The following is a 20,730-nucleotide window of genomic DNA, read 5'->3' on the forward strand; positions in this document are numbered from 1 at the left end:
TCCGCGCCGCCCGCTCACGGCTCCAGGAGCAGCTGCCACTCCTGCTCCTGGTCGCCGGAGACCGAGCCCCGGTCCTGCGCGGTGAAGGCATGCCTGAGCGTCTCGCGCGCCGTCGCCACCGCAAGCGGGGACCCCTGCACGGTCAGCGTCACCGCGCCGGACAGACGGCCGGCGACGGAAGGCCCGGACCCGGACCGCCCGCGGGCCGGATCGCGGGCGAAACGTGCCGTGTGGACCGTGACGTCGTCGGTGGCCGGAAGGTCCTCCAGAGGGCTGCCGAAGGCGGGTTCCAGGACCTGCACGACCGCACGCGCGTCGGCGACGGTGCCGCCGCCGACCGTGACCGTGAGTTCGGTGCCGGGCATCTCCGTCCGACTCCTCGGACGGTCTTCGTAGACCATGCCGCACCGTGTAACCCCCCGCTCGTCGCCCAAACAGCGGCCTGTTCGGGCACGTCCCGCTCAATCCGGCGAGAAGGGGGAACACGGTCAGGGACGATGTCCGGGCCGAGGAGAGCCGGGAGGAACCGTGCCGGCCACGAAGAGCGGTGGAGAGATCAACGAGTGGGGGCGGCACGAGACCGAGGAGGAGCGGGCCGACCGGAAGTGGGGCGAGCTGATCCAGGAGGTCAGGGTCGCCCAGACCGGCGTGCAGATCCTGTTCGGCTTCCTGCTCACCGTCGTGTTCCAGCAGAAGTACGACACACTGCCCCAGACGGACAAGACCATCTACATCGTCACGGTCGTCCTCGGCGCCGCGACCACCGGCGCGCTCATCGGGCCCGTCTCCCTGCACCGCCTGGTCTCCGGGCGGCGGGTCAAGGCGCAGGCCGTCGAGTGGGCCTCCCGGATGACCTTCGTCGGCCTGGCCCTGCTGTTCGCCACCATGACCTCCTCACTGGTGCTGATCCTGCGGGTGGCGGCCCACAACGCCGTCGTGCCCTGGATCGTCACGCCAGTGGTCGTGTGGTACGCCCTGTGCTGGTACGCCGTCCCGCTGTGGGCCCGGCACCGTCGTACGAGGCGGTGACGCCCAGCGCGTCGAGCTGCCGGTCGTGCGGGCGGGAGAGCACGAGCACCGAGACCGTGGCGCCGATCAGCGCGCAGAACATGTCCCACTGGGTGTCCCACACATCGCCCTGCGTGGCCAGGAACGCGTCCGCGGAATGCCCGCCGACCACCGCGGCCAGCCACTCCAGCATCTCGAAGACGGCGCTGAAGGCGAGACACGCGCACACGGTCAGCGGGGCCAGCCAGCGGCTGCCGCGCAGCGGCGAGGTACGGCTGAGCAACTCCCGCACCAGCACGGCCGGGACGAAGCCCTGCATGAGGTGGCCGAAGCGGTCGTAGGGGTTGCGGGACAGGCCGAAGGTGTCGCGCACCCAGTCGCCCAGCGGTACCCGTGCGTAGGTGTAGTGGCCGCCCACCGCCAGGACGAGCGCGTGCGCGGCCAGCAGGCAGTACAGCAGGTTCGTCAGCGGGAAGCGCCGCCGGGTGAGCACCACCAGCGGCAGTCCGGCCAGGACCCACACGGTCTCCAGCAACCAGGTCGTGCGGTCGCGGGCATCCCAGGCCGACACGGCCATGCCCGCGACCACGACGGCGACGAGCAGGGCGGGCAGATGCCGTCGCGGTGCGGCGGCATGCACAACTGCGGTCATGGGAGCTCCTTCCGGTGGGAGCCCCCATGCTGGCCGGGCGGGCGGGCCGCGGCATGAGTACGGCTACTCAGCCCGCCCGGGTACCGCGACGGTCAGGCCTTCGCGCCGCGCAGTGCGGTCAGGCAGCCGGCGACGGCCCGCTGGAGCTCCTCCAGACGCTGCACCATGTCGTCCTCGGCGAAGTCCCGCACGTCGTCGAAGGTCAGCTCCTCGAAGGCCTTCGTCGCCCGTCGCAGGCTGCTGCAGAACTTCGTCCGGCGCTCCTGGACGCGCAGTGCGGGATCGGCCTCCACCGTCTCGGCGACGAGCGCCTTCACGGTGTCGTAGGCCTCGCCGGCCCACTCGCCCGCGTCCTCGCCCTCGTCGAGCTCCTCGATGAGCGACAGATGCCGCTCGGCCTCCTGGCGTACGTCGGCGGGCGCGTCGATGGTCTGCCCCGCGGGCGTCTTGACCTGACCCGACGCGGCGATCCGGCGCACGTATCCGATCCGGTCGGCGGCGCGGCTCTCGGTGGCGACGGCCTTCTTGAGGTCGTCGGTGCGCACGACGTCGCGCGCCAACTCGGCCTGGAGTCCGGGGTCTTCACGGACCCGGTCCAGCAGCGCCCGGCGCGCCGCCCGGGCGGTGGAGGGGTCGGCGAGGATCGCGGCGCGCAGGGCGGTGGGGTTCTCGGCGACCTCCAGCGCCTTCGTCGGCCGGACGCCCTCCGCCGCGGCGGCCTCGGCGATCGCGGTGCCCCGTTCGGAGGTGGCGCTGTTGCGGGAGACGTAGTGGCTCAGCCAGACGTCGGCGTCCGGCAGCGCCACGTCCTGGCCCGGCGCGAGCGCCTCGAAGTGCGGGACGAGACCGTCGTCGGCGGCGCGGTCCCAGGCCTTGTAGTAGCGCAGGACACGCTCGGCGGAGCAGCCGGCCAGCTCCGCGAACTCCTTCGCGGACACCTTCGGCGTCCCGTCCGCGCCCTGGCCGCCGGGCCGCACACTGCGCGCCACCATCAGGCCGAAGGCCCATCCTCCGGTCCGCGCGTGCACCCCGAACTCGCGTGCGTCCCGCGCGACCAGGTCGGACATGGGGACGGGGGACGGCTCGGCCGGGACGGTCGCCGGGGCCACGGGCGGCTCTCCTGTGGAGGGGCTGGTGGAGTGCATACGGGCGGAGGCGCGGATGCGCAGACGGGCGGACGCCGAAGCTGCCGGCCGCCCAGGTGCGGACGCCAGCCCATAGGTGCCGTTCGCGATGCCTCGACGTGACGCCACGCCGGGCGTTCGTCGCGTGGACCGGTGATCACCGTGCAGCTCCCCCCCCCGGTCAACGTCACGTTTCGGGGCGGCGCGGCGGTCGGCGTCGGGCCGGGACCGAACGAGGGTCCCACCTGGTCCGCGGTGGTGTACGCCATGCGGCGAACAGGACACCGGCCGCGCCGATCACGGCCTGGAGCGCCCCCGTACCGGCGGCCAGGCAGATCGCCGTGCAGGCGGCCAGGATGCACACCAGCGCGATCAGGTCGATCGTGCGGTGATCACGCTCCGCCGGGGGTTCGGGGCCCGCACCCGGCACTCCGGAATGGTCCTGCGATGGCTCAACCTGCGACGACACCGCCACTCCTTCCCGTTCAAGGAGGGCGGGCCGACGAGGAATCCGATCCCGGAAACGCGACAAGCCGCTTACGCCACATGTCTCCTGGGGTTGATTCCCCGGCTCCCATCGCGTGCGCGATGAAGCCCGCCCCCCAAAAACATGCAGCCAAGCGGCTACACACCACGAACGTAGGTCGAGTGTCGACGCCGTGTCAACTCCCCTGTGCCGATGCCGAATTCCGGCTGCGCCCCTACGGGCCCGAGGCCTGACCGGCAGGACGCCCGGCACCGCCCGCAGGGAAGAGGGGCCCGGCGTCGGCAACGGGGCCGGGCGCGCCGCCCCTGACGCGGCCGACGCTGGGGGCTGGACGGCGCTCCACCGTGCGGCTCAGTCCCCCTCGGCATCCGCCGTCGAGGTCCTCCTGGCCGCGGGCGCGCCGGGTGATGCCGTGGATGGTCACGGCGTACGCCGTTGTTGAGGGCGGTGTTCTGTTCGCGGGGCGAAGGGGCGGCGATCCAGCCGCTGCTGGAAGCCGGTGCCGACCCCGGCCGTGTCGACGCTCGTGGTGTGAGTCCGCGGGCCCTGGCAGAACGGATGGCCAACCATGATGTGGTTGCCCACCTTCCGGGCGAAGCCCGGCACCCCGGCAGTCTGCGGAAGTCGTTCGCTGTCCGGCCTGGCGTCGGGCCGTGGTGAAGCTGCGTCGGCTGCTCGCCCACGCACCGCTGCCGCACCGCGCCTGGCCGAGTGCCGATCCGATCCGCTCCTGGGCCCACGAGTTCTGCTCCGCGGCCGATGCGGAAGTCGTCATCCGGACGTCGGCCCGTCCGTCCTCGCCAGACGTCGAGCCGGCGTGCTCCTCGCCATGCTGCAGGACGGCACGTTCCACGAGCTCCGGCCGGTCACGGCCGTCGGCGGTGCTTGGAAGGAAGGCCCGTCTCCTGGGCTTCCGGTCCGCGGCCGTGGCCCGGTCCGCTGCTCAGCGGCCCTGCCGGATGTCCGGGTGCTGGTGGGAGGTGTCATGGTGCTTGAGGGCCTGGTAGTGGTTTGCCAGGGCGTGGAAGGCTTCTTTCGGTTCCCAGGGCATGTCGGGGTAGGTGCGTGCGTCGGCCGGGTAGCCGCTGTGCTCGTCGAGGATCTTGACGATGCCGTAGGAGGCGAGGTCGGGGTCCGGTCCGGACCGTCGGTGCGGGGTGCCGTACCCGGCGAAGCTGAACCAGAAGACCGAGTCGATGCCCTCTTGCTCGAAGACGGGCATGAGGTCGTCGAGATGGCGGACCTGCTCGCCCTCGTCGCGTACCAGGTCGGGTTTGGGGGTGACACCGTCCGGTTCCATGGCCATGTACCAGCCCGAGCCGCCGTAGTCGCCGGCCCCTCGGAAGGTGCAGCAGCCGACCTCCGTGATGGCGACGGGCTTGTTGTGGGTGGATTCCTTGCGCAGGTCGTCGCGGTAGGTGGCGGCGTTGCGCAGGCCCCGGAAGGCGTCCAGGCCGATGATGTCGAACGGGCTCCAGTCCACGCCGTCCAGGGGGCAGGAGGCGTAGCTGACCGGGCCGGCGAACAGGGGCCGGACGGTGCGGACGGCCTCGCCGAGGAAGGCGTTGACCTGGTCGGGGATCGGCCGGAGCGCGGTTTCGCGGTCGGGGCCGGCCAGGACCGGGATGCGGTCGTTGAAGGTGTCGCCGGGCAGGTAGCCGCGGGCGAACAGGCTCAGTTCGCAGCCGGTGACGAGAACGATGTCGGCGCCGTCGCGGCGCAGTCGTTCGGCTCGCTCGGCGCAGTCGGCGAAGTACGGGAGCATCTCTTCGTCGGTCATCTCGCAGGGGAACGGCGAGAACCAGACCTCCAGCCCGGCGGCTGCCGCGTGCCGCGCGGTGGTCTCGATCCGGTCCGGGTCGCCGCCGGTGACGCGGATCGCGGTGCAGTGAAGGTCGTCGGCGATGACCCGCATGTCCCGCGCGACGACGTCGGCGTCGAACACGGGGCGGGAGGTGTCGCCGTTGGGGAAGGTGCCGGTGTCGTAGTGGATGCCTTTGCCTCGCATGCCGTGCGCCTCCGATGACGATCCGTGTGCTGCCTACCACGCGATCGTCAAGGCTCCAGCGGCGGCAGAGTCAAGCCGGGATGATGCTCGGCCGGGGGAGCGGCTCCTGCATGCCTGAAAACGGGGTCACGTTCGTTCAACCGATGCCCTGCCGGTCCGGCCACAGAGCGAATGCGCGGTCGGTCGGGGTTGCCGCTTCCCGGCTGACGGTCTGGCAGAGCAGCTCGCGGTGGCGCAGGAGCGGCTCGCGGCGGTCCGGCGGCACCAGGAGCAGCAGGTCGTCGAGACCGGCCAGCAAGCGGCGGGAGACCTGCGGGTTTCCGACGGCGTACCCGCGCACCTCGGCGAAGCCGAGGTCCACCAGCGCGGTCCAGGTCGGCACGGGCTGGACGAGGCGCACGGTTCTGGCCCGGTCGAGGTGGAGGGCGGCGTCGAGGGGCCGGCGACTGAGCGCCGCCAGCAGTTGGATGACCCGGTCCAGGGCCTGGACCGCGGTGGTGGGGTCGTTGACGCCTGGCGACAGGGCGCGCAGTGCGATGTCGGAGAGCTGGCGCAGCCCGAACCCGAGGTCCTGGTGGTAGGTGCGCTCCACGCCTACCGACAGAACGCGGCGCAGCGCCGCGCGCGGGGGTGCCGGTCCGCCGTGGACGGCGAGGACCGGCGTGCCGGTGACCACGAAGTCGCCGACCTGCGGGATCAGGCGCAGGACGATCCCGTGCCGCCGGGCCACCCGGACGAGCCGGGCGACGTGCACGTCCCGGAGGACGCCGGCCTGTCCCTCGTGGAGCACCCGGGCCGTGACCGCACCGAAGTCGGGAGGGGCCGCGCCGCTCTCCGGTCCGGGCATCCAGGAGGCCGCCGGCAAGGACTCGGCGGCGATCCGTGCGATGACATGGCTGATCCGCATCAGCCGGAGTGTGGCGTTCACGTAGAGAACGAACAGCAGCAGGCTCAGCGCGACCATGACCAGGGTGAGGACCGACTGCACCAGGGGGACCGAGACCAGCGCGGCGGGGTCGGAGGTGCTGTCGTACGAGGTCAGGACGAGGAGGGTCAGGACGAAGGTGGCGAGGAAGACGGCGAAGGTCGCCTTGGTGATCCGGCTGCGGACGAAGAGCCGCACCACGCGCGGCGTGAACTGGCCACTGGCCATCTGCACCGCTACCAGAGAGATGCTGAAGACCACGCCGATGAAGGTCATCATCGCCGAGCTGACGGTCCCGACCACGCTCTTGGCGTCGTCGGCGAAGCGGGCCAGGTCCTCGAGCTCCTGGTAGGAGCCGTGCTCCTTGAGCGCCTCGACGATCAGCGCATCGAGCTCATGCGCCACCGCCCAGACGACGAACACCGCTGCCATGGCGGCGATCGGGGCGAACCAGAAGGTGTCGCGCAGATGCTGCCTGAGCGGAGACAACACCCGGGGCCGCCGTCCCCAAGAGGAACCCTCCGTAGCCGTTACGTCACGCATGGCTTGATGGTAAGAGCCGCACCCCCGATCCGGCGCGCTCCCACGACCCCGGCGTCGCCGGCCAGGCCTCCCAGACCACCGTGAGAGCACCGTGCCTGGCCCGATCGGCTTCAGAGCCAAGTCCAGAAGCCGTATCTCAGTCGAACAGGACGGGCGGGCCACGCGGTGCGACAAGGCCGCGGTCCGCTACGCGGCGACCGTCCTCGTCGCGGCCATCAACGAGTGGCCATCAACGAGTGGCCATCAACGGCCACGTCACGATGGCGCTGCGTAACAGTGGACGGCCACCGTCTGGTGCGGACCCCACTGCTGCTCCACCGTGGCCATCCGCGTCCAGCCCAGCCGCTCGTACAGGGCTGCCGCCGCGGCGTCGGATGCGACGACGTCGAGCACCGGATGCAGGCCACGACGCCGCGCTTCCTCCACTGCTCGGCCGATCAGCAGTGCGCCGATCCGATGTCCTCTTGCCCGCGGGGCAACGAACAACCTGCTGAGGACGGCGGTCGTACCCCGCGTCGCTCCGTTCCGCTCGCTCCACAGCAGCGGGGCCAGATCGCCTTCGCCGCCTTGCGACAAACTGACATGCCCCACCAGGTCGCCTTCGAGTTCGGCAACCCAGGAGCACAGCAGGGGACCGCGTGACAGCCACTCGCCCGGCCGATCAGGCCAGTTCACCGGATAGCCGTCACCCGCATGGACCTCCGCGAGGACCCGTACGCACTCCTCAACGTCGGCATCAGCCCTTCGCCGGATCAAGCGGCTCGGCCTCTCATCACGCACTCCGGAGCTGTCGATGTCCACTCCGGCATGGAAACACAGGCCACAGAGTCACAACCAGCCACTTTCGATATACACGCCCGGGGCGTGGCGGTGACGGCCCCCGGTGCACACGGGCAGGGCACCGCCTTCCATCTGCAGGAGCGGTCCTCCAGGCGACGTCACCGGCACGCTCGGTGCTGGCGGAGTCGTCGAAGAGCCCCCACGGCGAGCGGATCGAGCTCATCCTGACGGAACGTCAGGCCAAAGCGGACCGCGTTGGCGGCGTGGCACGGCCGGCGGGGCGGATCGCCCCTGCGACGGGACGGGCCATGTCCGCCCTGCCACCACTCTGCTGCTGCGGTGGCGCGACTCGCTGCCGGCAAGGGTGGAAAGCCGATGGGGAACAGCGTGGTCCCGGTGACAGGATGCGATCATGCGATCTGACGTCACACTGCGGCCGCTCGATGAGGTTCTGCTGCAGGACCTGCTGGACGCAGCCGTGGCTGACGCCGATCCCTGCGAGGTGATGCCTCCGGTGGCCGGACCCGATGGATGGACCGCCGAGCGCCAGGCGGCGTTCTTGCGGTTCCATCGATCGAGGTCCCTTTCGGCCGAGTCGGTGGAGACCACCTTTGCCGTCGTCGTGGGGGAGGCGGTGGTGGGGGCCGCCCGGCTGTGTCCGAGGGAGGACGTGAAGCATGCGGTCGAGGCAGGGGTGTGGATCGGACGGTCCCACCGCGGCAGCGGCGTGGGCGGTGCGGTGCTCAGGCATCTCCTGGTCCTCGCGGGCACGGACGGATTCGAATCACTGTTCGTGAGTACGAGACCCGACAACACCGCCGTCCACCGACTTCTCGCCGCACTGGGCGCCGACCCTGTCCGTGAGGGCGACGCCGTCACGGCGTGGGTGGACCTCGCCGCTGCCAGGTGGAAGACAAGTCGCTTGGCGGCGTGCGGCGTTCACGCGCCGCGGCCAGGACATGAGTGAAGACGCTTCTTCCCGTCTTCCCGTGTGCCTGGGTGCGCCGGCCGGAGCCCGAGCGCACCAAGACAGCCGCGATCACCAGCGCGATCCGCGACGCGCTGAAGCGACGTCAGGTGAACGTCGAAACGGCCGAACTGGTCGCCGAGTTGGCCACGATGGCCTTGCGCAGCGCCTTCCGGCGCTGGATGGAGGCCAAGGGAGATGCGGATTTCGCCGACTGCCTGGTGACATGGTGGCCGACGAACTGCGAGCCGCTCTCGCCGGGGCATGAGCGGAACGCCACCCTGGAGCACGTCTCGTGGCCTGAAGCCTGGTCCAGCCCTCACCGGCGGGAATTCACAGTGTTTCGTACGGCACCGCACCCGCTCGGCGTGGCGCCTCACCAGCAGGTGCATGGCCTCCACCGACGGGGGCTCGGCCGCAACACCGAGACGAGCCGGCCGGTCCTGCCGTCGGCTGCCGGTCACGCGTCGCCGGAGGGCTGCGCGGCGGTCGCCTGCGAGAGCGCCGGGGCGGCGCTGAACAGCGCCAAGACCGCGGTGCGAACCTGAGCGGCGACCGCTTCGGGAGCGACAGCGTCGAACTTGCCGTCGAGGTGCAGGAACGCCAGACCGTGGGCGAGCGCCCACATCGCGGCCCACAGCGCGTCCGGGTCGGCGCCGGGGAAGGTGCGGCGGACGATGTCACGGACGTACTCCGCGATGGCCGCGGTCGCGGCGACCCGGTCCTCGCTGTCGGGGTCGCAGGGCTCGGCGAACATCGCGCGGAAGAGCGCGGGGTGGTCGAGCGCGAAGCGGACGTAGGCGACGGCGACCGCTGCGAGCTCCTCGGGGGTCTCGGGTGAGGGGTGGGCGGCGGCGAGTTGCTCGGCGAGTTCGCGGTAGCCCTCGGCCGCGACCGCAGAGACGAGCGCCTCACGTTCCGGGAAGTGCCGGTAGGGGGCGGCCGGCGACACGCCCGCGCGCCGCGCGACGGCCCGCATCGACAGCGCGGCGCTGCCGTCCTCCTCCAGCATCTCGCGCGCGGCGCGCAGGCAGGCGGCACGCAGGTCGCCGTGGTGGTACGCAGTCGCTGGTGGCACAGGTCACACCCTCTCATGTATGCACCGCTTACATTCCCGGCTTAATGTGAGCGGCGTACACATTTTATGCGATCGGTCGGATCGGTCGGATCGGTCGGATCGATCGGACAGTGGAGAGAGGGAGTCGGATGACCAGCGAACTGTTCTCGCCGTTGTCCCTGCCCTGCGGACGGGCGCTGGGCAACCGGATCGCGAAGGCGGCCATGGAGGAGAACCTGGCCGACGAGGGCCAACTGCCCGGCCGCCACCTGCTGGCGCTGTACCGGCGCTGGGCCGCGGGCGGCACCGGACTGCTGATCACCGGCAACGTCATGGTGCACGCCGAGGCGCTGACCGGCCCCGCGGGTGTCGTGCTCGACGAGGCCGCGCCGCTGGAGCCGTTCGCCGAGTGGGCCAAGGCGGGCAAGTCCGGCGGTGGGGCGATGTGGATGCAGATCAACCACCCTGGCCGCCAGGTGCAGGCCGGCATGCCCGGCGTGGTGTGGGGCCCGTCCGCCGTGGGGGTCGATCTCGGCCGCCACAGCAGCCGCTTCGGCCGGCCCGACGCCATGACGCCCGAGCAGATCGAGGCCACGGTGACCCGGTTCGCGGTGACGGCCCGCCGTGCCGAGGAGGCCGGCTTCGACGGTGTGGAGATTCATGCCGCGCATGGCTACCTGCTGTCGCAGTTCCTGTCTCCGCTGGTCAACAAGCGGACCGATGCCTGGGGCGGGTCGCTGGCCAATCGGGCCCGCATGCTGCTGGACATCGTCCGTGCCGTGCGCGCCGCGGTCTCGCCATCCTTCGGGGTCGGGGTGAAGCTCAACTCCGCCGACTTCCAGCGCGGCGGATTCGACGCGGATGACGCACGTCAGGTGATCGAGATGCTGGCACCGCTCGGCGTCGACCTGGTCGAGCTGTCCGGTGGCAGTTATGAGAGCCCGGCGATGACCGGCCGCCCCGCCGATGAGCGCACCCAGGCCCGCGAGGCCTACTTCCTCGACCTGGCAAAGGACCTGGTCAAGGTGAGCCCACTGCCCCTGATGCTCACCGGCGGCATCACCCGCCGCGAGACCGCGGAGAAGGTCCTCGACAGCGGGGTGGCACTCGTCGGCATGGGCACCGCCCTGGCGGTCACCCCGGACCTGCCCGACCGCTGGCGCAAGGGCCGCGAGGCCGACCGGCACCTTCGGCCGGTGTCCTGGTCGGACAAGGCGCTCGCCTCTGCCGCCACCATGGCCCAGGTCCGCCATCAGATGCGCCGTCTCGCCCGCGGCCGGATGTCCAGGCCCGGCGCCCACCCGGTACGCGCCCTGCTCTGTGAGCAGGGCCGGCAGCGACGGGCTCTGCGCCGCTACCGCACCTGGCTGACCGCGTCGCGACACCGGGGCGCGACCACGAGCCGGGCTGCGTGACCCCTGCGCGGCCGGGCTGAGCGACGGCTCCATGGGGGCGAGAGCCGGGCTGAGCGACGGCTGCACGGGGGGGCGAGAGCCGGGCTGAGCGACGGCTGCACGGGGGGCGACAGCCGGGCTGAGCGGCGGCTCCACGGGGGCATGGACCGGCGTGCACTCCGGTCCATGCCGCCTGGTCACCACCCGGTCGGCGTGCCCCCGCCGAAACGTCGGCCGCGAGGCGCGAGCCCGCGCATTGCTCCCGGTCCGGTGCCGCGGCGACGCCCGGCCGGCACCGGTGAGGGGATCCTGGCCGCTTTTGTGTGCGCGACATTCGCGGCACCGGCGCCGCCCGCGCAATCTCGCCGTCGACGGCCATGGGGTGGGACCGCGTGAGGCCCCAGTCGCTTCCACTCCCTCCTCGGTGTTGACGGTGCTTACATTGCCGTCTACGGTGATGTAAGCACTGCTAACATACGGAGTGAGGGAGCGATACCGGTGTCGTCGACTCTGCAGGACACGGTGAACGTCGATCTGGGTGGCCGCGCGGTCACGGTCCCCAAGGGGGGCCTGTACGACCGGTACCGCATGAACACCGATCTGGACGAGATCGCCAACGACCCTCGCGTCAGTGACGTGGACTTCTTCCGCCGGCTGCCCAAGACCGAAGTGGCCTCACCGATCGGGGCCACGCTCACCCCGAACTTCTACTACCGCATCTCGACCGCTCGGCTCACGATGCTCGCCCGCACCCGCGCGATCCGAACCCGCCTTCCCGCGGAACTGGCCCCGCTGGAGGTCGCACCCGGTCTCGGCCTGATCTCGCTGATGTTCTTCCGCTACGACGTGTGCGACATCGACTTCTACACCGAAGCCGCCGTCGGCATCGCCGTGAAGCCGGCGCGGCACGGCGGTCTTGGGTTCTTCGACCTCGTGACCGCCCTCAAGAACGGACACCTCGACTCCTATGTGCTCAGTCTGCCGGTCAGCAGCGAGATCGCGCAGGTCCGCGGCCACGACGGCTACGGCTTTCCCAAGTGGGTCACCGACCTCGACGTGGACATCGACGCCGACCGGACGACGGCACGTGTGGCCAACGGTGACGGCGGGACGGACCTGTCGCTCGCGGTGCCCACACCCGCCCAGAGCGTGTATGCGAGCGGTGAGCGTGTCTCGAGCCTCACCTCCTACACGTCGATCAACGGCGCCTGGCACTCCACGCTCAACCAGACCAACACGCTCGCGGCGGGCACCGCGCGTTTCCCCCGCGGTATCGATCTCCAGCTAGGAGAAGGCCGGATGGCCGACGACCTGCGCTTGCTCAAGCCGACCAGAACGGTGCGGCTCGACGTCATGACCGAGGGCCAAGCCGTCCTGCACATGCCCGTCCCCACCTCGGTCCCCAGCGGACACCGGTGACAAGGAGTTCCGCCATGGTCGTCGATCACGCCACCCCGCCCACCGCCCGCGGCACCGGACTGCCCGCATCCCTGACCCCGGACCGGATCCACCGTCTGGCAAGCCGCGTCGCGGCCACACCGAGCCGCAGTCCGTCGCCCACCAGCGCCTCCATCAACTGGCCACTTCAGCGCCATGGCCGGCCGACGAACGCGAAGGAAAACGCCTGAGTCCGTGCCATTTCCAAGGGTGGACCGGCGGAACTACGGTGCCACTCATGGACTGGGGGACACTGGTGGGCACCGTCGTCGGCGCCATGCTGGGCATCGGCTCGACCCTGATCGCCGACCGCACGCGATACCGCCGCGAGCAGGCGAGCCGCGCATACGACGCCCTTCGAGATCTCTACAGCACATATCTCGCCGCCCTGAACGACAGCTCGACGGCCCTGCGCGTCATCATCCTCAAGGAGAGCGATGCCGCCGCGCGATACCAGGCGGCTCTGGACGCTTTCCGCGACGCCTCAGTACTGACACAGCGCTATGGAATGGCCTTGCAGGCCCCACCAGAGGTGAGGGAGAAGTCCGACCAGGCCTACGGCCTGCTCCGGCAATGGCGTGACTTGCTCGAAACGCATCCAGGTCTTTCGCTCACGTCGCCGGAGTACCGCGAAGGGCTGGATCGATTCCATCAGGCCCGTGAGGACCTTCAGGTGGCCATGCGGGCAAGTCTCGTCGCCGTAGCGCGGTAGCGCCGCACTGTCTCGCCCGGTCAACGCCCGTCGTGGGCGCATGGGTCTCGGTGCCGCCTGGGGCTACCGCTTCCGGTGCGTGTGCGTGTGCGTGTGCGTGTGCGTGTGCTCGTGCGTGAGGGTGCGCCATGTGCGGCGACACCGGTCGGCCGAAGTCCTGCCCGCCCACGCGAGCCGAGGCCGGGCCGGATGCCGCCCTCGCAGGGCGGTCGCACCGCCGCGGCCCGCTGCCCGAAGTGCACCGGAACGACCGGGCCACCCGCGCGGGCGGCGGGAAACCGTCCCATGCCCGGCGGATCACCGGGGCAGGATGCCTGCATGAGTGCCCGCCCGCTGCCCTCCAGCGACCCCGCAGCCCAGGGTGTCGACGCCGCCGGCGTCCACGCCTTCCTCGACGCCGTCGAAGCGGCCCCGGACATCGAGCCCCACAGCCTGATGATCCTGCGGCACGGCCGTCTCGTGGCCTCCGGCTGGTGGGGGCCGTACACCGCCGAACGCCCGCACCTGCTCTACTCGCTCAGCAAGAGCTTCACGGCGACGGCCGCGGCGATCGCCGCGGGTGAGGGGCTCCTCCGCCTCGACGACCCGGTGATCTCCTACTTCCCGGAGTTCGACGCCGACATCACCGATCCGCGCAGCCGCGCGATGCTGGTACGGCATGTGGCGTCCATGGCCAGCGGGCACGAGGCCGAGACCCTGCCGCGGGCGCTCGCCACCGACCGCGCGGACATGGTGCGCGGCTTTCTGCTGGTGCCGCCCGAGCGGGATCCGGGCACCGTCTTCGCCTACAACCAGCCCGCGACGTACAGCCTGGCCGCGATCGTGCAGCGGGTCACGGGGCAGTCGCTGACGGAATATCTGCGCCCGCGCCTGCTGGACCCGATCGGGATCGGCACGGTGGCCTGGCTGCGCGACCGGGCCGGCCGCGAACTCGGCTTCAGCGGGCTGCACGCCGCCACCGACGCCGTCGCGCGGCTCGGGCAGCTCTACCTCCAGGACGGCGTGTGGGAGGGGGAGCGGCTGCTGCCCGAGGGCTGGGTGGCCGAGGCGTCCCGCCCGCACATCGACAACGGCGACGGTACGCCGGAGGGCGCCCGGTCGGACTGGCAGCAGGGCTACGGCTTCCAGTTCTGGAACTCCCGGCACGGCTACCGCGGTGACGGCGCCTACGGCCAGTTCTGTCTGGTGCTGCCCGACCACGACGCCGTGGTCGCCACGACCGCGGCGACCGAACAGATGCAGGAGCTGCTGAACCTCGTCTGGCGGCATCTGCTGCCGGCCTTCGGCCCCGAGCCGCTGACGGACCGCCAGGACGCGGACCGGGCGCTGCGGGAGCGGACGGCGGGCCTCACCCTGCCCCCGTCACCGGGCGAGCCCGCGCCGCCGCAGCGGGCGCGCGACTGGTCCGCGGCCGAGTTCACCCCGGACGGCGGTGTCTGCGCGGCTCAGCCCAAGCTGACCGGGGTCCGGGTGACGTCCGGCGCCGACGGCTGGACGCTCAGGCTCACCGAGGACGGGCACCACCTCGACGTGCCCCTCGGGCGAGCGGGCTGGACCGTCGGCGACGAGCCGCTGCCCGTCGCGGTGAGCGGCGGCTGGGCGGACGCCGGCACCCTCGCCGTGGACATCCGGTTCCTGGAGACACCGCACCGCCTGCGGGTGACCTGCTCGCTGGCGGACGGGACGTTCACCGCGCGGTGGCCCACCGCTCCGCTGCACGGCCCCGCGCTGCGCGCGATGCGCGCGCCCCGCCCCTCAGCCTGAGGGGGTGCGGAAGGTGCGCAGGACGGTCTGCAGGGCCTGCCGGTTCGCGGAGTCGTTCCAGTCGGCGGCCGGAGTCGCCCAGCGCAGCGAGAAGCTCCGGCCGCCACCCAGCAGGAAGCCCCGCCCGAAGGTGCGCATCCTGGTCCCCCCGGCCTCGGTGAGCCACTGCATGTCGGCGGCCTTGTCGCCCTGGTACGTCGTCGCCCGGATCGTGCCGATCCGCCGGAAGCCGTCCTGCTTCTCCAGCACGGGCTGCACGTCGTCGCGCCAGACGGCGACGGGGTCGGGACCCGCGATGGTGCTGTAGGTGACGGCGAGCGCGCGGGGATCGCCGTCCGCCCCGAAGGTCACGCGGTAGGACGTCTCGCCGGCGCGCCGCGTGTCCACCCGGCCCCAGCCCTTCGGCAGGGCCACCGAGAAGCCCTCGGGCGCCGTGTAGCGCCGGAAACCCTGCGGCAGCAGGGTACTTGAGGCGGAGGGCGGCGGGGACGCGGTGGGCGTCGGCGAGGGGGACGCGGTCGCGCCGCGGCCGTCGGTCCGGCTGCTCGGCGGCGTGGCGGACACCGTCGGCCGGGAGGACGCGTCGTCGCTCCCGGAGGTGCCGGTGCCGGGCAGCAGGCCGGTGGCGGCGAGCGCGGCGACCACCACGGTGACGACGGCCAGAGCCGTGCCGGCGGCCATGGTGCGCCGGGTCCAGGCAGGGGCGGAGTGCCAGGCGGCCGTGGAGACGCCCCGCAGCCGCGGCCGGGGCACGGTGCCCACCGTCGCGTCGGGGTCCTCGGTGACGGCACGGGTGAGGGCCTCGCGGACCACCTGGCGGGTCAGCCGCTCCCGGGAGTTCTTGCGCAGCAGTCCCTGCACGGTCTGGGTGAGCGGGCCCGCCCGCACCGGTGTGCGCAGCGGCAGCCGGTCCACGCCCTTCAGGGTGGCCTCGGGCCGGTCCCGGTCCCTGAAGGGCGGGCGGCCCTCGAGCATCGTGTAGAGGATCGCGCCGAGTGCCCACAGGTCAGCGGCGGGCCCGATGCGCTCGTCGCGGGCCTGTTCGGGGGAGGCGAACGACGGTGCGGTCAGCCGCGGTGCCAGGGTCGCGCCGGCCAGCCCGAAGCCGGTGACCACGACCGAGCCCCGGTCCCGCACGAAGACATTGCCCGGGCTGAGCTCGCCGTGGGTGATGCCCTCGCTGTGCGCCGCCTCCAGCACGTCGAGCAGCCCCAGGCCGATCCGTGCCGCCCGCACATAGTTGAACGTGCCGCGCTGGGCGACGAGTTCACCGATCGGTGTACCGTCGATCCACTCGGTGACGATCCACAGGGCACCGTCCTGCTCCACGGCGTCCGCGACCGTCGCGACCGCGTCGGGGCACATCAGCCCCAGGGTCTCGGACATGCGGATGACGCGGGCGGCGGCGCGCGGCGCGGTCTCACCGTCCGCGTCGTACGGCAGGGCGATCCGGGTGAGGAGACAGGGGCGTTGGGTGCCGACGTCCTTGCCGAGCCAGCAGATGCGGTTGGTCTCCTGGTGGACGACGTCGACGAGCCGGTATCTTCCGGCGACCAACTCGTGCGTGAAGACATGCGCCTTGACCATGGTCATCCCTCGTCGAAACCCCGCGTCCCGCCTTTCACAGAGGTACGGAAAGTACGACGGGATGCGTTCAAAGGACCCGCAAATCAATGGCGCCCGCGCCCAATTGTTCCTGCGTCGTCGGGGCAATTCGGTGAAGTCGCCTTTTGCTGACCGGAATTCAAATAAGACAATTCCCGGACGGCTGTACGGAATCAGCGCAACCCGAAGCGCTCCGCCCAGCCCATGACGTCACCGGTGGTCGCGTTGCCCCCGCACACGACCAGCCCGAGCCGCGCGTCGCCGCCGACCCGCTCCAGGACCCGCCGGGCCGCGGGCAGCAGACAGCCCGCCGCGGGCTCCGCCCAGACCTTGGCGTGGTCGGCCAGGTCGAGCGTGCCCTGCACCGCCGCCCGGTCCGGCACCACGAGCACCTCGTGCACCAGTGCGGACACATGGTCGTACGTCAGCTGTGACGCGGCGGGCGCGCAGAGCGTGGACACCAGGGACGACAGGCCGACCTGCACCGGGCCACCCGCGGCCAGCGCCTGCGACATGGCCTCGGCTCCCTCGGTCTCCACGCCCCAGATCCGCACCTGCGGCCGCAGCGCCCGCAGCGCGGCCGCGGCGCCGGCGACGAGGCCCCCGCCGCCGATGCTGACGAGGACGTCGGTGAGTTCGCCCGCGTCCGCGGCGAACTCCAGCCCGACGGTGCCCTGCGCGGCGATCACCAGCGGATCGTCGAAGGGGTGGACCAGCGTCAGCCCCTCGTCCTGGAGCCGCGCCGTGAGGGCGAACGCCCCCGCCATGTCGTCCGTCACCCGCACCGACGCACCGGCGGCCTCCGCGATCTCCACGGCGCGCGCGGGCGCCGAGCGCGGCATGACCACCGTGGCCTTCACATGGAGGGCGGCGGCCATGACCGCGAGGGCGATCCCGTGGTTGCCGCCGCTGACCGCCACGACGCCGGCGGCCCGCTCGGCGTCGGTGAGCGAGAGCAGCTTCGCCGTGGCACCGCGCGCCTTGAAGGAGCCGGTGCGCTGGAGGAGTTCGAGCTTCACGGTGACGGGGGCGCCGAGCAGTGTGGTCAGGCCGGGGCTCGGCAGCGTCGGCGTCCGCAGGACATGCCCGGTGATGAGCTCGGACGCGGCTTCGACCTCAGAGATCCCGATCAAGACACTCACCCTTTCGGCGCGGGTGACGGTCCGCACCGCTTCGCACCCTTACGCGGGAGAGGGCCCAGGTCAAACTGTTTCGGGCGGTGGGACGGGGAGTGCGGTCCGGAGCCTGCGCCCACCGGGTCCGGACCGCACTCCCGCCGCTTCACACGTCCCGTCGCACCAGGTACTCCAGCAGTGTCCGCAGCTCGTCCGCCGCTCCCGTCTCCAGGACGGCGTCGGCGAGAACCGTGTCGACGGCGCCGAGATGGCGGCGTGCCTCGGCGGTCGCCGCCGACCGGCCGCCGGCGGTCTCGATCAGCGTGGCCGCCTCCTCGGGGTCCTCGCCCGTCTCCAGGAGCGTGGCCAGCCGCCGCACGGCGCGACCGCCGGAGTCGAGCGCGGCCAGCACCGGGTACGTCTTCTTCCGCTCGCGCAGATCGCCGTGGACGGGCTTGCCGGTCACCGCGGGGTCGCCCCAGATGCCCAGGACGTCGTCGACGATCTGGAAGGCGATCCCGAGGTGGCGCCCGGCACGGTCGAGGGCGTCGACGACCGGGGGAGCCGCGCCGCCGAGGAGGGCGCCGAGCGCGGCGGCGGAGCCGAGCAGCGCGCCCGTCTTGTGCTCGGCCATCGTCCGGTACTCCGCCGGCCGCACCCGCCGCGGTCCGGTCCACGGGCGAGCGGCGAACAGCAGGTCGTCGGCCTGGCCGCGCACCAGGTCGCCCAGCGCCGCCGACAGCACCCGCACGGCCCGCGGGCCGCCGGGCCGGGCGGCGAGGGTCTCGACGGCGAGGGCGAACAGCGCGTCGCCCGCGAGGACCGCGGGCCCGGTGCCGTAGGCCTTCCAGACGGTGGGGCGGCGGCGCCGTGCCGCGTCCCCGTCCATGATGTCGTCGTGCAGGAGCGAGAAGGCGTGCACCAGTTCCACCGCCACCGCCGCGGGCACCCCGGCCCGTCCGGGGGCGCCCGCCGCCTCCGCCCCGAGCACGGCCAGCGCCTGCCGTACGCCCTTGCCGCCCGGCGCGACGGACGGCGTACCGCCCACCTCGCACCAGCCGAACGAGTAGGCGGCCATCTCGCCCACCCACGGATGCATCCGCCCGACGGCCTCCGTCAGCGCGGGACGCACCAACGCGCGGCACCGGCCGAGGACGTGCGCGGCGTCGACCGGCGCCCGCAGCGCCGAGGGCTGCGCCGTCACCGTGCCACCTCCGCGACCAGGCCGAACTCCTCCTGGGCACGGGCCACCATCTCCCGGGCGTGCCGCAGCCCGATCCGCTCCAACTCGTCGGCCAGCACGGCGAACTCGGCCGCGGTCTCGGCGCGGTCGCGGCCCAGCCGGGCCAGCGACTTGGCCAGCCCGAGCCGGGCCAGCGCCTCCCCGCGCGGCTCGCTCATCGCCCGGAACTCCGCGAGCGCCCGCTCGTACAGGCCGCGGGCTTCGGCGTAACGCCCCGCCCGGTACAGGACGTTGCCGCGCATCTTGTGGTTGTAGGCCAGCGCGCTGGACAGCTTCATCGCCCGGCAGCTCGTCTCCGCCTCGGACAGCAGCGCGAGTGCCCGCTCGACGTCCCCGTCGCGCACGGACACGATGTCGGCGAGGCCGCGCAGCGCCCAGGCACGGCCCCGCCGGTCCTCGGCCCGCGCGGCTATCCCGGCCGCCTCCTCGAACAGGGCGAACGCCGTGTCGTACGCGCCGGTGTTGCGATGGATCTGCGCGATGCCCTCCAGCGCCCACACCGTGTGCCGCGCCTCGCCGCGCCGCCGCGCCTCGGCCAGCAGCTGCTCGTGCAGCCTGCGGACGGCCTCGTAGTCGCCCTGGATCCGGCCGGTCTCGGCGAGTCCCGCGAGTGCGTAGCCGCGCACGACGACGTCGCCGCCCCGCTCGCCGAGGTCGGCCGCGAGCCCCAGCAGCCGCCAGGCCAGCGGGAAGGCGCCCCGCTGCCGGGCCAGGGTGCCGCCGCTCCACAGCGCCCACGCCATCGCCGCCGTGTCCCCGGCCGCCCGGGCCGCGCGGTAGCTCGCCTTCCATGCCCGCTCGGCCTCCCCGACCTGTCCCAGCCTGCGGTGCGCCTCGGCGACCGCGAGCCCGGAACGGGCCGCCTCCCCGTGCTGCCCGGACCGCTCCGCCGCTCTCAACTCCCGCGTGCCGGCGGCCAGTACGTCCGTCAGCGAGGAATTCACGGAGAGTGTGGTGAGCGCGCCCTGGTACTCCGGGGCGAATGCCTTGCCGTACATGGGTCCCTTTCGGTCCGTATGCACGCCATGTATACACGCGATGTATACGTGAACATTATACGTTCTGTGTATACATAGAGTGTATAGTGCGTCGAAAATGGGCCCCGGCCCGGAGGGCCAGGGCATCACCTGTTGCGGATCAAGACGTCGCGGCCGCCGGAGAGGTTGCTCCTGAGGCGCAGATCACCTCCCGGCCGTCAGTGCTGCTGGACCCGCTGCGGCGTCGCCTCGCTCGGGCGTACGACGACGTAGCCCTCGCCCTGGAGCATCAGCTGCACGGCCTCGCCGGAGCCGCCGCGCAGCATCGAGCCGATGGACTGCGAACGGTGCAGGGAGGTGTGCAGACCGGCGGTCCAGCCCACCACCGCGTCCGTGTCGACGTACACCGGGTACTGCGCCGAGACGGGGATGACCAGCGGGTTGCCCTCGCACGCCAGGCCCAGCCTGCCGTGTCCGGTGAAGACGCTGTTGAACAGGCCGCCACCGGCGATGCCCGCGCCCTTCACCGTCGAGATCCGGTACGACAACGAGGCGTCGAAACACAGGACGTTGCGGCCGTTGACGGTGAACTCGTCACCGGGATCGACCTCGACGATGAAACAATTTTGCGCCTCGTGCGCGAACCAGGCCTCGCCCGTACCGCGCACCGCCATCAGCGGCAGTCCCTCGCCGGTCATCGCGCGCTTGAGCATGCCGCCCACGCCCTGACCCTTGCGCTCGAACTGGAGGTTGCCGCGGTAGGCGACCATCGCGCCCTGGCGGGCGAGCATCTCGCCGTTCACCGCGTACTTGATGCATTTGGCGTTCTCGACGGCCATGCCCGCCTCGGTGGCCGGCTGGACCATGTGGTCGCTGGAAAAGAGGGAACCCTTCATGCGGGCATCCTGTCCCGGAAGATTGCGTTCCGCCAA

21 protein-coding genes are annotated in these 20,730 nt (G+C 72.0%); 8 read left to right on the top strand and 13 right to left on the bottom strand.

Annotated features, from left to right (window positions below):
- Positions 1 to 14: 14 nt before the first annotated feature.
- Entirely contained in the window at positions 15 to 365 is a 351-nt protein-coding gene (locus ACIRPX_RS02430; RefSeq protein ID WP_404187407.1) for a hypothetical protein, read from the bottom strand.
- A 163-nt stretch (positions 366 to 528) separates the two neighbouring features.
- On the opposite strand from ACIRPX_RS02430, the gene ACIRPX_RS02435 reads away from it, so the two are divergent.
- On the top strand, positions 529 to 1,029 hold the full coding sequence (locus ACIRPX_RS02435; protein WP_404187408.1) for a DUF6328 family protein: 501 nt from the start codon (positions 529 to 531) through the stop codon (positions 1,027 to 1,029).
- Here ACIRPX_RS02435 and ACIRPX_RS02440 read toward each other — a convergent pair.
- The 6 genes from ACIRPX_RS02440 to ACIRPX_RS02465 all read right to left on the bottom strand — a co-directional run bounded on the left by ACIRPX_RS02440 (position 950) and on the right by ACIRPX_RS02465 (position 7,548).
- A complete protein-coding gene (locus ACIRPX_RS02440; RefSeq protein WP_404187409.1) occupies positions 950 to 1,660 on the bottom strand; it encodes a DUF2238 domain-containing protein in 711 nt (236 codons plus the stop codon). The two genes, ACIRPX_RS02435 and ACIRPX_RS02440, sit on opposite strands and share 80 nt — an antisense overlap.
- A gap of 92 nt (positions 1,661 to 1,752) precedes the next feature.
- A complete protein-coding gene (locus ACIRPX_RS02445) occupies positions 1,753 to 2,727 on the bottom strand; it encodes a hypothetical protein (protein WP_404187501.1) in 975 nt (324 codons plus the stop codon).
- Between the two features lie 244 nt (positions 2,728 to 2,971).
- Positions 2,972 to 3,253, bottom strand: a complete 282-nt coding sequence (locus ACIRPX_RS02450; protein WP_404187410.1) for a hypothetical protein — start codon at positions 3,251 to 3,253, stop codon at positions 2,972 to 2,974.
- 961 nt (positions 3,254 to 4,214) lie between these two features.
- On the bottom strand, positions 4,215 to 5,279 hold the full coding sequence (locus ACIRPX_RS02455; protein WP_404187411.1) for a hypothetical protein: 1,065 nt from the start codon (positions 5,277 to 5,279) through the stop codon (positions 4,215 to 4,217).
- Between the two features lie 136 nt (positions 5,280 to 5,415).
- Positions 5,416 to 6,747, bottom strand: coding sequence for a DUF2254 domain-containing protein (locus ACIRPX_RS02460; protein ID WP_404187412.1), 1,332 nt, complete (start codon positions 6,745 to 6,747; stop codon positions 5,416 to 5,418).
- A 255-nt stretch (positions 6,748 to 7,002) separates the two neighbouring features.
- The gene (locus tag ACIRPX_RS02465) at positions 7,003 to 7,548 is read right to left on the bottom strand and encodes a GNAT family N-acetyltransferase (protein WP_404187413.1); all 546 of its coding nucleotides are present in this window, start codon (positions 7,546 to 7,548) and stop codon (positions 7,003 to 7,005) included.
- Between the two features lie 391 nt (positions 7,549 to 7,939).
- Between ACIRPX_RS02465 and ACIRPX_RS02470 the strand changes: the two genes are divergently transcribed.
- Complete coding sequence (locus tag ACIRPX_RS02470) at positions 7,940 to 8,494, top strand: GNAT family N-acetyltransferase (RefSeq protein WP_404187414.1); 555 nt, start codon at positions 7,940 to 7,942, stop codon at positions 8,492 to 8,494.
- Positions 8,491 to 9,042: a hypothetical protein gene (locus tag ACIRPX_RS02475; RefSeq protein ID WP_404187415.1), complete on the top strand. Its 552-nt coding sequence runs from the start codon at positions 8,491 to 8,493 to the stop codon at positions 9,040 to 9,042. The genes ACIRPX_RS02470 and ACIRPX_RS02475 overlap by 4 nt, the downstream gene beginning before the upstream one ends.
- Here ACIRPX_RS02475 and ACIRPX_RS02480 read toward each other — a convergent pair.
- Entirely contained in the window at positions 8,955 to 9,572 is a 618-nt protein-coding gene (locus tag ACIRPX_RS02480) for a TetR/AcrR family transcriptional regulator (protein ID WP_404187416.1), read from the bottom strand. The genes ACIRPX_RS02475 and ACIRPX_RS02480 overlap by 88 nt on opposite strands.
- 128 nt (positions 9,573 to 9,700) lie before the next feature.
- Between ACIRPX_RS02480 and ACIRPX_RS02485 the strand changes: the two genes are divergently transcribed.
- The 5 genes from ACIRPX_RS02485 (at position 9,701) to ACIRPX_RS02505 (ending at position 14,858) form a co-directional block, all read left to right on the top strand.
- Complete coding sequence (locus ACIRPX_RS02485) at positions 9,701 to 10,966, top strand: NADH:flavin oxidoreductase/NADH oxidase family protein (RefSeq protein WP_404187417.1); 1,266 nt, start codon at positions 9,701 to 9,703, stop codon at positions 10,964 to 10,966.
- Positions 10,967 to 11,443: 477 nt separating this feature from the next.
- The gene (locus ACIRPX_RS02490) at positions 11,444 to 12,364 is read left to right on the top strand and encodes an acetoacetate decarboxylase family protein (protein ID WP_404187418.1); all 921 of its coding nucleotides are present in this window, start codon (positions 11,444 to 11,446) and stop codon (positions 12,362 to 12,364) included.
- 14 nt (positions 12,365 to 12,378) lie between these two features.
- Positions 12,379 to 12,573 carry a hypothetical protein gene (locus ACIRPX_RS02495; protein WP_404187419.1) on the top strand — a complete coding sequence of 65 codons (195 nt, stop codon included), beginning with the start codon at positions 12,379 to 12,381 and terminating at the stop codon, positions 12,571 to 12,573.
- A 47-nt stretch (positions 12,574 to 12,620) separates the two neighbouring features.
- Positions 12,621 to 13,094, top strand: a complete 474-nt coding sequence (locus ACIRPX_RS02500; RefSeq protein WP_404187420.1) for a hypothetical protein — start codon at positions 12,621 to 12,623, stop codon at positions 13,092 to 13,094.
- Positions 13,095 to 13,412: 318 nt separating this feature from the next.
- A complete protein-coding gene (locus ACIRPX_RS02505) occupies positions 13,413 to 14,858 on the top strand; it encodes a serine hydrolase domain-containing protein (protein WP_404187421.1) in 1,446 nt (481 codons plus the stop codon).
- On the opposite strand, the gene ACIRPX_RS02510 is transcribed toward ACIRPX_RS02505, so the two are convergent.
- From ACIRPX_RS02510 to ACIRPX_RS02530, 5 genes are all read right to left on the bottom strand, one after another.
- Entirely contained in the window at positions 14,850 to 16,445 is a 1,596-nt protein-coding gene (locus tag ACIRPX_RS02510; RefSeq protein WP_404187422.1) for a serine/threonine protein kinase, read from the bottom strand. The two genes, ACIRPX_RS02505 and ACIRPX_RS02510, sit on opposite strands and share 9 nt — an antisense overlap.
- A gap of 191 nt (positions 16,446 to 16,636) precedes the next feature.
- Positions 16,637 to 17,596, bottom strand: coding sequence for a pyridoxal-phosphate dependent enzyme (locus tag ACIRPX_RS02515; protein ID WP_404187423.1), 960 nt, complete (start codon positions 17,594 to 17,596; stop codon positions 16,637 to 16,639).
- A 148-nt stretch (positions 17,597 to 17,744) separates the two neighbouring features.
- Entirely contained in the window at positions 17,745 to 18,782 is a 1,038-nt protein-coding gene (locus ACIRPX_RS02520; protein WP_404187424.1) for a polyprenyl synthetase family protein, read from the bottom strand.
- Positions 18,779 to 19,819 carry a tetratricopeptide repeat protein gene (locus ACIRPX_RS02525; RefSeq protein ID WP_404187425.1) on the bottom strand — a complete coding sequence of 347 codons (1,041 nt, stop codon included), beginning with the start codon at positions 19,817 to 19,819 and terminating at the stop codon, positions 18,779 to 18,781. Before ACIRPX_RS02525 ends, ACIRPX_RS02520 begins: the two co-directional genes overlap by 4 nt.
- A gap of 197 nt (positions 19,820 to 20,016) precedes the next feature.
- A complete protein-coding gene (locus tag ACIRPX_RS02530) occupies positions 20,017 to 20,694 on the bottom strand; it encodes an AIM24 family protein (RefSeq protein WP_404187426.1) in 678 nt (225 codons plus the stop codon).
- Positions 20,695 to 20,730 lie beyond the last annotated feature (36 nt).

Source organism: Streptomyces sp. NPDC101225, from assembly GCF_044767585.1.
Lineage (GTDB): Bacteria > Actinomycetota > Actinomycetes > Streptomycetales > Streptomycetaceae > Streptomyces.

Coding starts and splice junctions, on each gene's coding strand:
- ACIRPX_RS02485 (WP_404187417.1), top strand. CDS start 9,701: ATGACCAGCGAACTGTTCTCGCCGTTGTCCCTGCCCTGCGGACGGGCG.
- ACIRPX_RS02445 (WP_404187501.1), bottom strand. CDS start 2,727: ATGTCCGACCTGGTCGCGCGGGACGCACGCGAGTTCGGGGTGCACGCG.
- ACIRPX_RS02510 (WP_404187422.1), bottom strand. CDS start 16,445: ATGGTCAAGGCGCATGTCTTCACGCACGAGTTGGTCGCCGGAAGATAC.
- ACIRPX_RS02470 (WP_404187414.1), top strand. CDS start 7,940: ATGCGATCTGACGTCACACTGCGGCCGCTCGATGAGGTTCTGCTGCAG.
- ACIRPX_RS02500 (WP_404187420.1), top strand. CDS start 12,621: ATGGACTGGGGGACACTGGTGGGCACCGTCGTCGGCGCCATGCTGGGC.
- ACIRPX_RS02525 (WP_404187425.1), bottom strand. CDS start 19,819: ATGTACGGCAAGGCATTCGCCCCGGAGTACCAGGGCGCGCTCACCACA.
- ACIRPX_RS02460 (WP_404187412.1), bottom strand. CDS start 6,747: ATGCGTGACGTAACGGCTACGGAGGGTTCCTCTTGGGGACGGCGGCCC.
- ACIRPX_RS02505 (WP_404187421.1), top strand. CDS start 13,413: ATGAGTGCCCGCCCGCTGCCCTCCAGCGACCCCGCAGCCCAGGGTGTC.
- ACIRPX_RS02455 (WP_404187411.1), bottom strand. CDS start 5,279: ATGCGAGGCAAAGGCATCCACTACGACACCGGCACCTTCCCCAACGGC.
- ACIRPX_RS02530 (WP_404187426.1), bottom strand. CDS start 20,694: ATGAAGGGTTCCCTCTTTTCCAGCGACCACATGGTCCAGCCGGCCACC.
- ACIRPX_RS02495 (WP_404187419.1), top strand. CDS start 12,379: ATGGTCGTCGATCACGCCACCCCGCCCACCGCCCGCGGCACCGGACTG.
- ACIRPX_RS02430 (WP_404187407.1), bottom strand. CDS start 365: ATGCCCGGCACCGAACTCACGGTCACGGTCGGCGGCGGCACCGTCGCC.
- ACIRPX_RS02440 (WP_404187409.1), bottom strand. CDS start 1,660: ATGACCGCAGTTGTGCATGCCGCCGCACCGCGACGGCATCTGCCCGCC.